Here is a 13475-nt window from a genome sequence, read left to right as displayed (position 1 = left end):
GACTTGGGTCATTCAGGTCGCGGCCGAGACGTCCGCCACCTCGACGACAAGACCGTCATAGGCGGGCTCCACGCCGGCCGGGCAACGCGCCTTGATGACGTCGTAATCGACCAGATGGTTCATGTGGGTGAGGATCGTGTGCTTCGGCCGCAGCATCTCGACCCAGGCCAGGGCCTGGTCGAAATGGGCATGGGTATTGTGCGGCTCGAAGCGCAGGCAGTCGACCACGAATAGCTCAAGGCCGTGGAGATGGGCGAGGCTCTCGCCCGGCAGCGCCACGCAATCGGTCGAATAGGCGACATTGCCGATGCGGTAGCCCGTCGATACCGTGCCGAAACCGTGATCCTGCAGATAGGGCGTCACCGGCAGGCCAGCGACGTGATGCAGCGTATTGTTGTCGATTTCGACGACATCGAGGAACGGCTTGTAGAGGTGGCCGGAGCCCTGCGTGTTCTGGGTAAAGGCATAGGCGAACCGGCCCGTGATGGTGCCGAGGGTTTCCTTCGATCCATAGACCGGGATGCGGTGGTGCCGCGCCTTGTCGCGACTCTTGACGAAGCGCAGATCGTCGATGCCCTGGGTATGGTCGGCATGGTCGTGGGTGTAGAGCACGGCATCGAGGTGATTGATGCCGGCCGAGAGAGCCTGGGCGCGGAAGTCGGGGCTGGTGTCGCAGAGGATATTGGTCTCGCCCTGCTGCACCAGGATGGAGACGCGGCTGCGCCGGTTCTTCGGGTTGTCGGGATTGCAGGCGCCCCAGCCCGGCCCGATCAGCGGCACGCCGCCCGAGCCGCCGCACCCCAGGATCGTTACCTTCATGCGGCGGCCTTCTGGAACAGGCGGTCGAAATTCTCGCTCGTGCGCCGCGCCAGATCGTCGAAGGAAAGGCCGAGGAAATCGGCGACGTATTGCGCGGTGTGGCGCACGAAGGCGGGTTCGTTGCGCTTGCCGCGCATCGGTACCGGCGCCAGATAGGGTGAATCCGTCTCGACCAGCAGCCGGTCGAGCGGCACGGTTTTCGCCACCTGGCGCAGGGCCTCGGCATTCTTGAAGGTGACGATGCCGGAGAGCGAGATGTAGAAGCCCATCTCGAGCGCCGCATCGGCTAGGTATTGCGTCGAGGTGAAGCAGTGGATGACGCCGGTGAGTCCGCCCTTCTTCGCCCCCTCTTCCAGCAGCCGCACGGTATCGGCGTCAGCGTCGCGGCTGTGCACGATGAGCGGCAGGCCGGTCACGCGCGACGCCTCGATATGGGTCGCAAAGACCGCCTGCTGCCGGTCGCGCGGGCTCTTGTCGTAGAAATAATCCAGCCCGGCCTCGCCGATGCCGACCACCTTGGGATGCCGGGCCAGTTCGGCCAGTCTTGCTACATCCACATCGGGCTCGTTCGCCGCCTCATGTGGGTGGATGCCGACCGAGCAGAGGATGTTGTCTGCCGAAAGCGCGATCTTCAGCACCTGGTCGAACTTGGTGACGCGCGTGCAGATGGTCAGCATGCGCGTGACGCCATTCACCTGCGCGCGCTCGAGCACGGCCTGGAAGTCATTGCCGAAATCGTCGAAATCGAGATGGCAATGGGAATCGACGAGACCGCCGGCACGCGTTCCGCTGGCACTCATTCCGCAGATGCCTCGGGCTCGACATAGCGCGGGAATATGCCACTCGGTGCCGGCAGTATGGCCCCGCCCTTGATGCGGGCCTTGCCGCCGATCGCGGCAAAGCTGCGCGCATCCGCCGGAACGCCCAGGAGATCGAGCAGCCTGGCGCAGGAATCCGGCATAACCGGCTGGGTGATAATCGCCACCTGACGCAATACCTCGGCCGTCACCCAGAGCACCGTCCCGAAGCGCTCAGGACTTGTCTTGCGTAGCGCCCAGGGTTCGTTGCCGGCAAAATAGCGGTTGGCCTCGGCAATCACGGCCCAGGTCTGCGCCAGGATCTGATGCAGCGCAAAATCGGCCATCGCCGTCCGCGCCTTGTCGAGAAGGGCGTCGGCCAGTTCCAGCATCGCCGCATCTTCTTCCGTGAGCGGGCCCGGTTCGGGCAGGCGGCCGTCCAGGTTCTTCGCAACCATTGAAAGCGAACGCTGGGCCAGATTGCCGAGATCATTGGCGAGGTCGGCATTCATGCGCTGCACGATGGCTTCGGGGGAATAGGAACCGTCCTGGCCGAACGGCACCTCGCGCAGGAAGAAATAGCGCATGGCGTCGATGCCATAAGCCTTGGCAAGGGCGAAGGGGTCGATCACGTTGCCGACCGATTTCGACATCTTCTCGCCCTTGTTGAACAGGAAGCCGTGGCAGAAGACGCGTTTCGGCAGCGGCAGGCCAGCCGACATCAGGAAGGACGGCCAGTAGACCGCGTGGAAGCGGACGATATCCTTGCCGATGATATGCGCATCCGCCGGCCAGAACGCCGCGCGCGGGTGATTGGCGTCGGGCCAGCCGGTCGCGGTGACGTAGTTGGTCAGCGCATCCACCCAGACATACATGATGTGCTTCGGGTTGCCCGGCACCGGGATGCCCCAATCGAAGGTAGTGCGACTGATCGAAAGATCCTTGAGCCCGCCCTTGACGAAGCTGATGATCTCGTTGCGGCGCGCATCCGGCCCGACGAAATCGGGCTGCCGATCATAGAGTTCCAGCAGCTTGTCCTGGTATTTCGACAGTCGGAAGAAATAGCTCTCCTCCTCGACCCAGTCGACCGGCGTGCCGGTGGGGGCCAGGCGCTTGCCATCGGGCTGCAGCGTCAATTCGCTTTCGTCGTAATAGGCCTCGTCGCGCACCGAATACCAGCCGGCGTATTTGTCGAGATAGATGTCCCCGGCAGCCTCCATCCGCTGCCACAGCGCCGAGACGGTTTGGTAATGGCGCGCCTCGGAGGTACGGATATAGTCGTCGTTCGAGGAATTCAACGCCGGGCCCATCTCGCGGAAACGCGCCGTGTTGCGGTCGGCCAGTTCACGCGCACTGATGCCCTCGCGCTCGGCGGTCTGCTGCATCTTCTGCCCATGTTCGTCCGAACCGGTCAGGAAAAAGACGTCGCGCCCGTCGAGGCGCATGAACCGGGCGATCGCGTCGGTCGCGATCAGCTCGTAGCCATGGCCGATATGCGGCGCGCCATTGGGATAGGCGATGGCGGTAGTGATGTAGAAGCGCTCTTGCGGCATGTTGTTTTCGATCTCTGTTTTCCCGTCATCCGCTGGCTCGGCCGGCGGATTTCCGGGTTCACTCTATTGCTGGCAGACGCAAGGATGGCCAGAACCAGCCCGGGCTCCGCCTCGGCCGTGACCAAGCCGCCGGCGGCGTCAGTCCCGCGTGCTTGCCAGGACCAGCCAGGCGGTTACCCAGGCCTGCTTGCGATCCAGATTGGCGCTGGCGACCCGGGCGAACAGGCGGCCGATCTTTTCCCATGATTGCAGCCAGCGATCAAGGCTGGCAGACCCGGCGAGGCGGTCGATGAGACTGCTTTCCCCCGGAAAAAGCTCCGAAAAGGGCCGATCCCGCGCGGCCGCCCGTCGCACGAACCGCGCCAGCCACCAATCCAGCAGGGTGACGGCGGTGGCAAAGTTCTCCTCGCCCGCCTTGCCCGCCAGCCGGTCGCCCAGGCGATGCAGGGCGGCAGGATCGAAATCCGGAAAGGTGCCGAGAAGCTGGGCCATGGACTGGAACAGGTCCCTGGCCGCCTGGTCGCGACCCAAGGTGATGGCGCGGCCGAGCGAGCCCTCCGCCAGGGCCAGCGCCAGATCGCGTTCCGCCCCGGCGAGGTTGGGGCAATGCTGCCGCAACTCGGCCTCCAGCAGGGCCGGCGGCAGGGGTTCCAGCAACAGCCGGCGGCAGCGCGAGCGGATGGTCGGCAGCAGCCGCCCCGGCGCGTGGCTGACCAGGATGAGGACCGAGCGCGGCCGCGGCTCCTCGAGGATCTTCAGAAGCGCGTTTGCGGCATTGCGGTTGAGGTCGTCCGCGGCATCGACGATGAGGACGCGCCAGGCCGATTCCGCCGGCATCAGATGCAGGAAGTCGATCGCGCTGCGGACGTCGTCGACGATGATCTCGCTGCGCAGCTTGCCGGTCTTGTCATTGACCGTGCGGCGCAGCACGCGCAGGTCACTGTGCGACAATTCCCGCACACGGTTGAAGATGGGATGGCCGGGGTCGATGTCGAGATCGCGCGGGGTGAGGTCGGGCGGGGATGCGGGCGCATCGCCAAACAGGCCCATGCCGGCGGGTTCTGCGGCTGGTGCGGCCATGCCGTGCGCCAGCAGGAAGCGCGCCATGCGGAAGGCGAGCGTCGCCTTGCCGATGCCGCGTGGACCGCTGAGCAGCCAGGCATGGGGCATGCGACCGCTTTCGAACGCCTTCAGGAAGGTGGCCTCCGCCGCGGCATGACCGACTAGCCGGGTCGTGGCTTCCGGTGGCGGCACCAGATTCTCCGGCGGTGGCGGCGCCTTGGCCATGGTCAGAGTGCTATTCCGTAGCGCGCGGTGACGGCGGCGCGGATATCGGTGGCGATGGCGGTGATATCGCGCGCGGCATCGATCAGCCAGCAGCGCTCCGGCGCCGCCGCGGCAATCTCGCGGAAGCCGTCGGCGAGCCGGCGATGGAACGCGAGACCCATGCGCTCGTAGCGCTGTTCCGTCTCGGCGCGGGCGAGACCGGCCTCGACCGGCAAGTCGAGCATCAGGGTGAGGCCGGGTTCGGTATCGCCGACCACATGCCGGCGCAGGGTCCAGAGCCAGTCCAGCGCCACGCCTTGGCCATAGCCCTGATAGGCGATGGTACTGTCGGCAAAGCGGTCGCAGAGCACCCATTTGCCGGCGGCGAGGGCCGGCCGGATGATGGCGGCGAGATGCTCGGCGCGGGCTGCGAAATGCAGCAAGCCTTCGGTCTCGGCCTGCCAGCGACCAGCACCGCCCTCGACCAGCAGGGCCCTGATCTGCTCGGCCCCGGGTGTGCCGCCCGGCTCGCGGGTGGTCACCACCTCGGCGCCAATCGCCCGCAGGGAATTGGCAAGGTGGCGGATCTGGGTCGATTTGCCAGCCCCCTCCCCGCCTTCGAAGGTGATGAAGCGCAGCGGCGCTGCTGCCGTCACGGCGTCAGCTCGAGCCGAAGATGAAATGCGAAAGCGCTGCGGCGATGCGGCCGCCGAAGCCGAGTTCGCCCACCGCCTTCCCCGCCACCAGCGGCGCCCGTGCCTGCGGCATGCCGGGAATGTCGACGACCAGTTCGCCGATCTGCTGGCCGGCGGCGATGGGTGCCGCGATCGGGCCGTTGAACACCGCCCTGGCGACGATGTTCTGGCGCTCGGCGCGCGGCAGGGTGACGAGGAAACCGGATTCGACCGTGAGCGGTACCGTCTTTTCGGCACCCATCCAGACCGGCGCCTCGCCCAGCACCGTCCCGGGCGCGGCGATGGTGTAGTTGCCGAACTCCCGGAACGCCCAGTCGAGCACGATGCCGGTCTGGTCGGCGCGCTCCTGCATGCCGGTCATCCCGTGCAGCACCATGATGACGCGGCGGCCGTCACGTATGGCGGAAGCCGTCAGGCCATACCCGGCCTCTTCGGTGTGGCCGGTCTTGAGGCCATCGACGCCCGAGCCGGTGCGGTAGAGCAGCGGGTTGCGGTTGCCCTGCTTGATGCCGTGATAGGTGAACTCGCGTTCGGAATAGAAGTGGTAGTACTCGGGAAAGTCGGAGATCAGGCGCCGCGCCAGCGTCGCCAGGTCCTTGGCGGTCATACGGTGGTTGGGATCGGGCCAGCCGGAGGCGTTGACAAAATTGCTGTCGGTCAAGCCGATTTCCTGGGCCTTCTTGTTCATGCGCTCGGCGAAGGCCTCCTCGCTCCCCGCCATGCCCTCGGCGACGACGATGCAGGCGTCATTGCCGGACTGGATGACGATGCCGCGAATCAGGTCCTCGATGGCAACGGCGGTGTTGATGTCGACGAACATCTTCGAGCCCTGCGTCGACCAGGCCTTCTCGCTGACGTGGAAGGTGTCGCTCATCTTGAGGTCGCCGCGCTTCAGCGCATCGAACAGCATATAGGCCGTCATCAGCTTGCTCATCGAGGCCGGGCCGAACTGTTCGGTGCCGCGCTTGTCGTAGAGCACGGCGCCGGTATCGAACTCAACCACATAGGCAAAGGGCGCCGTGGTCTCGACCGGGACCGCAAGGGCCGGCATCGCCGTGAAGCCGGCCAACAGCGACAGGGCGATCGGGATGTGCCGCAGGAAGCGAACGGATCGGGCAAGAAGACGATGCATGGGGAACCTCAACTCCTGGCGCAAAAGCATGCGCGCGAAAACGTCACAGAATCAGTTTACCGCAATCTTGGCGTCCGGATGGCCATTGTCGATCAGCTGCTGCAGCAGGCGATCCGCTTCCTCGACAGAGGCGATCGGCCCCAGCTGCACGCGATAGAAGCGCTGCTGGTTGAGCACGAACTCGGTGATGCGCGTCTGGCCGATCGACGAGAGCTGCTGCTGCAACTGGCGCGCATTGTTCTGGCGCAGGAAGGCACCGGCCTGGATGTAGATGTTGGAGGGCTTGACCGGCACGACGGCGACCTGGCCGGTCGGCTGCGGCACCGGCAGACTGCCGATGGTGGTCGGCTGGGGGGCTGCCTGTGCAGCCTGGGCACTGGGCTGCGGCTGCTGGCCGGTCGAGCCCGGCAGGGCCTCGGCCACCACCTCGCCGGCCGGCGCAGCACTGGGCGCCGGGCCGATCGTGTCGCCACCCTTGGCCGAGGCCTGGGCCGCCAGCATCATGCTTTCGTCCTTCAGCACCTGGACGCGCACCTTGGCGGTACCCTGCTGCTCGAAACCCAGCAACTGCGCCGAACGGCGCGAGAGGTCGATGATCCGGTTGTTGGCGAAGGGACCGCGGTCGTTGAGGCGCACCACGAGCGACCGCCCATTCTCCAGATTGGTCACCCGGACCAACGAGGGCATTGGCAGCGTCTTGTGGGCGGCGGTCAGGTCGTTCTCGTCATATATCTCGCCATTGGCCGTCTGATTGCCGTGGAAGCCCGGCCCGTACCAGGAAGCGATCCCGGTCTCGTCATAGTCGTAGTCGGCCCGGGGATAGTACCAGACCCCGTCAACCTGGTAGGGCTTGCCGATCTTGTAGGGCCCGGTGACCTGGGGCTCCTTGCGGGTTACGACCTTGGTGGTTTCGACCGCCAGATTGGTCTCGGCGCAGGCAGCCGCCAGCAGCGCCAGTGCCAACGCCGCAGGCAACCTGAAAAACCGACGAAACCGCTGCATGTGGACCGTCCGACCCGTTGAATCAGCTAGATATTGTAGGTTTGAATCAGGCCCCAACCTATCGTTCCAGCGTGATTTTCGCAAGAACGGAAAGTGATTCTGGGCGATCAAATCGGTGCCAAGGCCGCACTTGAAAAGCGCCCCCGGGCCCGTTAAGCAGCATCCTCGCCTTCGGGAAGGGTGGCCGAGTGGTTTAAGGCAGCGGTCTTGAAAACCGCCGTGGGTGCAAGCTCACCGTGGGTTCGAATCCCACCCCTTCCGCCAGGCGACAGGTTTCATGTGGCATCCAACGGCTGGTCCATCCGGCCCGTCCGGGCCGGATGGACCGGCGATCATGGCTTCCGGAAAGCGTAGAGCCGGTTCTGGCCAAGCTGGCCGAACCCGCCATGGCCATGCGCATAGGCGGCCAGACTGAGTTCGGTGGCCTTCTCGACCAAGGGGTGGGCGTAATCGACCACGCCGCCATTGATCGCCGGAACCAGCAGGTAGAGCACGATGTCGTGCAGGCTGCCGAAATCCTCCACGCCGAGCAGCGCCAGCCCGAGTGAGCGCATGTGGCTCATGAAGATATCGTCGTCCAGGAACAGATTGAACTCGGCGACGGTCCGTCGCGGCATGCCGAGCCAGTTGCGAGCCTCGTTCTGCTGGTCATAAACGGCGTTGAAGTTCTCGATGACCAGCAGCAGGCCGCCGGGCAGAAGCCGCTGCGCGATGCCGGTCAATGCGTCGCGCTGCAACGGCCATTCATTGAGGTTGATGATCGCCCGGTCCGTGAAGATGAGATGATAGCCGCCATCAAGTTCCGGCATCTCCCCGATCTGGCGCATATCGCCGACAAAAAACCGGCTGCGGCCGCCGACGCCGGCTTCCTCTGCTACCGCTCGCGCACTTGCAACCATGTCTTCGACATAGTCGAAGCCGTCGATGGAAAGGTTCGGGTGTCGTTTCAGCAGGCTCACGGAATTGATGCCATTCCCGCAAGCGACCTCGAGGCCGCGGAGATCCGATGCCGGCGGCAAGCCGAAACGCGACACGGCACGGCTCAGCGCATCGATCTCGAGCGCCTTCACGGTCGGGGTCTTCGTGGTTGCCGCGATACCGGTTCCCGCCTTTGCCCAGTTCTGCCAGTGCGCCTTGATTTCGCCGAGTTCCATTGCCTTCCCACTTTGCTCAATGTTGTCCGTTTGAGGAGCCAGTCATCCCTCAATTCACGGTAGATTAGCCTTATTCGGCCGGTGCCGAAAAGCGGCAAGGCCAGTATCTTCCTCTACCGCAAAACCGCGCTACATGCCCTGCTCTGCCCGGCGCCGGTCGCGCCGGCGGTGGCGTTCGCTCAGCAGGCTGAAGCTGACGGCGCCGAGGACGAGGGTGAGTGCCCCGGCCTCGTTCACCCCGATCGGCAAGGCCAGCACCAAGGCGATGAGCGCGGTGGAGGCGATGGGCTCGAGGAAGCTGAACCCGGCCAGCAGGACCGGGTCGCCATAGCGGGCGCCGAGATCCCAGGCGAGATTGGCAAGACCCACGGGGATGATGCCGACGGCGACGAGGCGCAGGAATTCGGACATCGGCACACTGCCCTCTTCGACCGACAGGGTGATGATCCAGCAGAGCACGGCGCTGACGCCCACGAAGCAGATCATGGCATCATGCGGGCCCGCCGGGACGCGCGTCCGCAGGCCGGAATAAAGCGCCCAGCAGAGCGCCCCGGCCAGCGCCACCAGGACCGGCCAGTCGAGCGAGAAATCGCCGCGATCGAGCGACAGCAGGATGACGCCGGAAAAGCCGATCGCCATCGCCGCGCCGTCGAGCCAGGTGGCCCTGGCGATGCCGGCGAGGCTGACGATGATGAGCAGGAAGACCGGCCAGGCGAGTGCCGCGATATTGACCGCGACCGGCGCGCCGCCGAGGGACAGCGCCAGCACATAGAGGCAGTTGCTGCCGAAGAGGCCGAGAACGCCGAGCGCCAGGGTCGGCAGCGGGATGCGCAGGAGGTCGCCGATCCCCCGCCCCAGCAGCAGGCGCCGTGCCAACAGGATAAGGGTGGCGCAGGTGAAGACGATCGCCATGGAACGGAAGGGCGGTGTTGCGCTGTTGGCGGCCAGCAGCACGCCATAGCAGGACCACGCGGCCAGCGCGCCGAGGCCGAAGGCAGTTCCTTGATTGCGGGTCATGGGGGCTCGCCTCTTGGCCGGTCAATGCGGTTTGTGAAATGGGGAATGTCGTAGGCGAATTGCGTGGCCCGGAAAACCGGCGGTTATTGGCTGCGCCAGCTTTCGATCGCCTGTTCTATCAATTTTCCCATCACCTCGGAACCGGTGAGTTCCTGCATTGCCTGCGCGATGCGGCCTCGCATCTCGCCCGTGTTGCAGGGCGAGCGGTGCGAGAATGTGAGATAGAGATTCTCGTTGCTGATCGCATCCGGGGCCTCGACAAGGCCCGTAATCCCGGCCCGGGCCGCAAAGGCCCGCGCCGGCGCGTCTTCGTAGATGACGAATTCGGCCCGGCCGCCGGCAACCATCTGCAGCGCGTTCTCCAGCTTGCCGACCTCCTGAAGGTCGAGGTTCTCTTTCGCATAGCGGTCGAAGGCTTCGCCGAAACTGTTGTTGATGACGGTGACACCGGCATGCCCCACCAGATCCGGCCATTGGCGGTAGTTCAGGTCGCTGCCCTCGGGGGTGATGACGACCGAGCGGGTGCGGGCGATGAGGGGGATGAAGTAGTCCATATAGCCAAGCCGCGGCGTGGTCAGAAAGGCGCCGGCGATGAGATCGATGCGGCCGGCCCGCATTTCTTCCTGTACCCGGGCCCAAGAGCCGGTATAGCGGACTTCGACGGGCATGCCGATCTTCTCGGACAACAGCGCCATCAGTTCGGCATTGGCGCCGATCAGACGGTCGGGTGCTGCCGGGTCGCGCCACAGATAGGGCGGATATTCCGGGTTGCCGGAAACCAGCAATCGGGTGCATTCCGCAGCGTGGCTGTCGGCCGGCCGCGCCGCCAGTGCCAATACCAGGGACATAATGAAAAGTCCGGCAAGCGCAGCAAGCCGCTCGTGTCGCCCCGGAAAACCGCCCGTCACCGGCATCGCGTCGACCTCCCCGGAATTGCGGGCCCCATCGCGGAAACCAGCCCATTTGACCCAGCCATCGTCAAGTTTCTGTCAGAAAATGTCGATTTGCAACGCGCCATTCACCGAATTCGCCAATCCAAGCCACTGTGATGCTCCGCACGTTCCGGTTCGGGTGGCTTGAACCTTTTTTTTGCCCGACCAGATGCATGGGCAGGTCCTGCCGATACGCGGCGGCGGTAACCCCCCGGCCGCGTGGCGGACAGGAGATACAATCCTTCCATTGGAGGGGCGCATGATCAACGAGAACTATAACGACCTTTTGCGAGAAATCGGCCACGCGCGCCATTCGGCGGCCGCTGCCTGGCGGTTGATTGCCGTCCTCGCCTTGCTGCTGGTCGGTCTGTCGACTGCGCTCCACCTCGCCTGACGGCGCCAGCGTGGCAGGGACCTATTTCTTGCCCCTGCCCTGCGTCCTGAGCCCTACTTCTTGAGGGCGACGAAGACGCCGTCCCAATCGGCGCCGGGCGGATCGACCAGATAGTTTTCGACCCGGTCGCGGTAGAGATCATAGAGCGGAGCGAGGCGTGGCCAGAGATGGGCGCAGGCCTCGACATGCTGCAGACATTCCTGCCATTGCCGCTCGCGATAGGCCTGCAGCATCGCCGCGTGCCGCCAGGAGAGGTCGCGGAAATCGTCCGAGGCGGCGAGTTCCGGCGTACCCAGCAGGGCATAGATGCGGATCGGCTCGCTCTTGCCCTTGACGATGATACGGTCGATTTCGATGGCGGCAAAATCGCTGGCCTCGGCATAGGTCGACTCGCTGATGACGATATCGACGCCGTAATTGCTCGATTGTGATTCGAGGCGGGCCGCCACGTTCACGGCATCGCCCAGGACCGAATAGTCGAAGCGCAGCCGCGAGCCCATATTGCCGACGACGCATTCGCCAGTGTTGATGCCGATACCCATGTTGATTGCCGTGATACCGACCCGCGGGCTGTTCGGCCGCCAAGCGCGGGCGCGCCGTTCGGCGGCAGCGATCTCGGCGACACTCATGCGCTGCATCAGTTCAATGCGGACCTCTTCTGCCGCGGCGAGGCCGTCGCGCGCGGCGAGTGTCAGCCAGTGCAGTGCCTGGATTTCGTCCCGCGCGACGCCGTCGCCGCGGGCGAGACGTTCGCCCAGATTGCGCTGGGCGGGCGAGTAGCCCTGCTCGGCCGCGGCCGCGAACCAGCGTACCGCCTCGTCGGCACTGCGCCGACCGATCAGGCCGTCGCGATAGGCCTTGCCAAGGGTATATTGTGCATAGGCATGTCCCTCGCTGGCATTGCTGCGCAAGGTGGCCGCGATCTGCAGCCGTTCTTCCTCGCGGCCGTCACCCAACTCCTTGAGGCGCCGATAAGCGCGCGGCAGAGTCTCCGGCGGCTGGACCTGGCGCGCCTCGAGCGACAGTTCGGCGTTGAGATCGTCGAGGGCGCGGAACATGGCGAGTGCCGCTGTACAGGCATTGCGCGCGTGCCTGGGATCGTCGAGCGGCGCGTTCCAGAATGCCATGATGCAATCGCCCATATACTTGTCGATCGTGCCCTGATGCTGCATCACCTCCTCGGTGAGCGGTGTCAGGAAACGGTTGATGAGGGCGGTCAGGCCCTGGGGATTGCCCTTGAAGCGCTCGGATATCTGGGTGAAGCCGCGGATGTCGCAGAACAGGATGCTCATGTCCCGCGTCTCGCCACCCAGTTCCAACCGTGTCGCGTCCTTGGCCAGGCGCTGCACCAGGACCGGCGACACATAGCGGCCGAAAGCTTCGCTCACCTGCCGCCGCTGCCGCTCCGAGGCATGATGGCTGATATAGGTCTGGGCCGTATAGAGCAGGATCGCGGCGATACCGGGATAGACCGTATCGAACAGCAGGCCGTGGGCACTGAAGGCATACCAGGCACCGCCGGCCGAGGCCGCCAGCAGGGCCAGCAGCAGGAGTGCCGTCCAGCGCGCCTTCAGAAGGCCGGCGAGAAGGATGATGAGCAGGCCGATAACCAGCACCACAGCCATCTCGGCAGCATCGGCAAAGCCCAACCGATATAGATACTGGTTGCTGAGGATGGAACCGAGCAATTGCCAGTGGATCTCGACGCCGGGCACCTGGACGCCGAGCGGCGTCGCCACGATGTCCTCCAGCCCCGCCGCCGAGGTTCCTACCAGGGCAATCCGCCCCTGCAGCCGTTCGGACAGTACCTTTCCGGCGAGGATATCAGCCGCCGGAATATAAATTGAGGGATCGCGCTGCTGGTAGCGCACCCAGACATTGCCGTGGCGGTCCGTGGGTATTCGCGCCTTCTGGATGATCAGGCTGTCGATCCCGTGCTGGTTGGAGCGGATCGTCATGCTGGGCTCACCCATGGCCACGCGCAGGATTTCCGCGACCAGTGAGGGATAGATCTGCTGCTCGACCCGGATCAGGGTCGGTACCCGCCGGATGATGGTGTCGGTTTCGGGCCGCAGGGAAAAGGCACCGCGGCCGGCGGCCGCCTGGTCGAGCTCGGCCAGATTGGCGACGATGCCGGGAAAGGCGGGGAGATAGGGCCGCGGATCGCCGCCCAGTTCACCCAGCGGGGTTGGAATCGGCTGGTCGCCCTTGGCGGTGATGCGACCCGAACCGGCCATACCGAGGACGACGCGGGCCTTGCGCATGGCGTCGGCAAAGACGGTATCGTTGCTGGGGCCAGCCATCATGTCGGCGGCAAAGCCGTTGGCACCTTCGCCCAGGGCATCAAACACCCATCCGGGCGTCGCGCGGTCGGCTTCAGGGAAGGTCACGTCGAAGCCGATGACGCCTATGCCGGCCTCGCGCAGCCGGTCCACCAGTTTAGCCAGCACGTCACGCGGCCAGGGCCATTGGCCGATCTCGGCCAGGCTGGCATCGTCGATGTCGACAATAACGACCGGCGCCCGGGCGTCGGGGCGCGGCTCGATCTGTTGAAACAGGTCGAATTGAATGAAACGCAGTTTCTGGACCACGGCCGGGTCCTGGAAGCGTAACGCCAGCAGAGCGAGCAGCAGGAGTGCGACCAGCCAATGCCCGCGCAGGAAGATGCGCGCCAGCCGGCGGCGCCAGGATGAACCAGCCTCCGGCACGTCGCG

12 protein-coding genes and 1 tRNA gene are annotated in these 13475 nt (G+C 65.2%); 2 read left to right on the top strand and 11 right to left on the bottom strand.

The window, feature by feature from the left end:
- Nucleotides 1-12: 12 nt before the first annotated feature.
- The 7 genes from A8950_RS12725 to A8950_RS19975 form a co-directional block, all read right to left on the bottom strand.
- Nucleotides 13-819, bottom strand: coding sequence for an MBL fold metallo-hydrolase (locus tag A8950_RS12725; protein ID WP_133614060.1), 807 nt, complete (start codon nt 817-819; stop codon nt 13-15).
- Entirely contained in the window at nt 816-1619 is an 804-nt protein-coding gene (locus tag A8950_RS12720) for a TatD family hydrolase (protein ID WP_133614059.1), read from the bottom strand. Before A8950_RS12720 ends, A8950_RS12725 begins: the two co-directional genes overlap by 4 nt.
- Entirely contained in the window at nt 1616-3181 is a 1566-nt protein-coding gene (gene metG / locus A8950_RS12715) for a methionine--tRNA ligase (protein WP_208109858.1), read from the bottom strand. The genes A8950_RS12720 and metG overlap by 4 nt, the downstream gene beginning before the upstream one ends.
- 126 nt (nt 3182-3307) lie before the next feature.
- Nucleotides 3308-4456, bottom strand: coding sequence for a DNA polymerase III subunit delta' (locus tag A8950_RS12710; protein ID WP_133614057.1), 1149 nt, complete (start codon nt 4454-4456; stop codon nt 3308-3310).
- A 2-nt stretch (nt 4457-4458) separates the two neighbouring features.
- Nucleotides 4459-5091: a dTMP kinase gene (tmk, locus tag A8950_RS12705; protein ID WP_133614056.1), complete on the bottom strand. Its 633-nt coding sequence runs from the start codon at nt 5089-5091 to the stop codon at nt 4459-4461.
- Between the two features lie 4 nt (nt 5092-5095).
- Nucleotides 5096-6262 carry a D-alanyl-D-alanine carboxypeptidase family protein gene (locus A8950_RS12700; protein ID WP_133614055.1) on the bottom strand — a complete coding sequence of 389 codons (1167 nt, stop codon included), beginning with the start codon at nt 6260-6262 and terminating at the stop codon, nt 5096-5098.
- Nucleotides 6263-6313: 51 nt separating this feature from the next.
- Entirely contained in the window at nt 6314-7264 is a 951-nt protein-coding gene (locus tag A8950_RS19975; protein ID WP_133614054.1) for a septal ring lytic transglycosylase RlpA family protein, read from the bottom strand.
- A 174-nt stretch (nt 7265-7438) separates the two neighbouring features.
- On the opposite strand from A8950_RS19975, the gene A8950_RS12690 reads away from it, so the two are divergent.
- Nucleotides 7439-7528 (top strand) — tRNA-Ser (locus A8950_RS12690).
- Nucleotides 7529-7596: 68 nt separating this feature from the next.
- Here the strand turns inward: A8950_RS12690 and A8950_RS12685 are convergent.
- The 3 genes from A8950_RS12685 to A8950_RS12675 form a co-directional block, all read right to left on the bottom strand.
- Nucleotides 7597-8418 carry a class I SAM-dependent methyltransferase gene (locus A8950_RS12685; protein WP_133614053.1) on the bottom strand — a complete coding sequence of 274 codons (822 nt, stop codon included), beginning with the start codon at nt 8416-8418 and terminating at the stop codon, nt 7597-7599.
- Between the two features lie 129 nt (nt 8419-8547).
- A complete protein-coding gene (locus A8950_RS12680; RefSeq protein WP_133614052.1) occupies nt 8548-9435 on the bottom strand; it encodes a DMT family transporter in 888 nt (295 codons plus the stop codon).
- 83 nt (nt 9436-9518) lie between these two features.
- Nucleotides 9519-10283, bottom strand: coding sequence for a substrate-binding periplasmic protein (locus A8950_RS12675; RefSeq protein ID WP_243735626.1), 765 nt, complete (start codon nt 10281-10283; stop codon nt 9519-9521).
- A gap of 343 nt (nt 10284-10626) precedes the next feature.
- On the opposite strand from A8950_RS12675, the gene A8950_RS19970 reads away from it, so the two are divergent.
- Complete coding sequence (locus A8950_RS19970) at nt 10627-10761, top strand: hypothetical protein (RefSeq protein ID WP_279513055.1); 135 nt, start codon at nt 10627-10629, stop codon at nt 10759-10761.
- Nucleotides 10762-10814: 53 nt separating this feature from the next.
- On the opposite strand, the gene A8950_RS19965 is transcribed toward A8950_RS19970, so the two are convergent.
- The gene (locus A8950_RS19965) at nt 10815-13469 is read right to left on the bottom strand and encodes a CHASE2 domain-containing protein (protein WP_133614050.1); all 2655 of its coding nucleotides are present in this window, start codon (nt 13467-13469) and stop codon (nt 10815-10817) included.
- Nucleotides 13470-13475: the final 6 nt, after the last annotated feature.

Source organism: Dongia mobilis, from assembly GCF_004363235.1.
Lineage (GTDB): Bacteria > Pseudomonadota > Alphaproteobacteria > Dongiales > Dongiaceae > Dongia > Dongia mobilis.
Note: the sequence above shows the minus strand (reverse complement) of the source record. Positions and strands in the feature narration are given on the sequence as shown.